This window comes from Psychrobacter sp. BF1 (assembly GCF_019279065.1).
In the GTDB taxonomy this organism is placed as follows: Bacteria; Pseudomonadota; Gammaproteobacteria; order Pseudomonadales; family Moraxellaceae; genus Psychrobacter; species Psychrobacter urativorans.
Genome location: NZ_JAGYWV010000042.1, coordinates 1 through 858, shown reverse-complemented (window position 1 = coordinate 858; position 858 = coordinate 1). Strand labels below are relative to the sequence as shown.

At 38.5% G+C, this 858-nt stretch carries 1 rRNA gene; it reads left to right on the top strand.

The window, feature by feature from the left end:
- The first annotated feature begins 12 nt into the window (after positions 1–12).
- Positions 13–127 (top strand): 5S ribosomal RNA (gene rrf / locus KZA12_RS14755).
- Positions 128–858 lie beyond the last annotated feature (731 nt).

The following is an 858-nucleotide window of genomic DNA, read 5'->3' as shown; positions in this document are numbered from 1 at the left end:
CTAACCCCCTTTGCTGACGACAATAGCATGATGGCCCCACCTGATCCCTTCTCGAACTCAGAAGTGAAACATCATCGCGCCAATGGTAGTGTGGCTCCGGCCATGTGAGAGTAGGTCATCGTCAGCTCTCTATTCTAAAATTCCCTAATCAGTTATCTGGTTGGGGGATTTTTTTATCTTTACTTTAGTAGTGACCTACACCGAAAACCCTCAAAGCAGTGCTTTGTTTTAACGGCGCTCAGGTTATCGTCAGCTCTCTATTCTAGATTCGCCCCTTGACTTAATTGTTAAGGGGCTTTTCTTTGGTCTTAAATTGCTGTTTATACTATAGAATCTTGTGTTGCCAGTATCATTGCTCGATTTCTAACCGGGTCGGATAACAAATCCCAGTAATCCTGGTTAAAGTGTAAGCTCATATATTTTTTACAGATTCCCAAATTTTTAGAAATCCTCAGAAATGCTTAGAAAGCATTACAGAGTCCCAGTACCTGGCACCAGTTAACGTTAAGATCCCCTATTGTTTTTCTCTACATTAACTCATTCTCCAGCTTTTTACTTTTTTAACGATTTAAAAATTTAAATCTATTACCTCAAAACGCTTAATGGCTCATTCTCATTCTACCAACTATCTGATTTAGCTTTAGAGAATGAGGTTTACTAGAGATTAAGCGGAGCAATTATCAGGTTTATGTCTAATAATGAGTATTAATTAAAAAAAGGTGTTGACACTCAGATTAAAGCGTCTATAATACGCACCTCAGCAAGACAAGCGGTAGCAATTAGGGAGTGATGAGTCACTTAATAATTAGCGCGTCAATCTACTGAAACGAATTAGAATAAAGGGTTGACAGACTATAT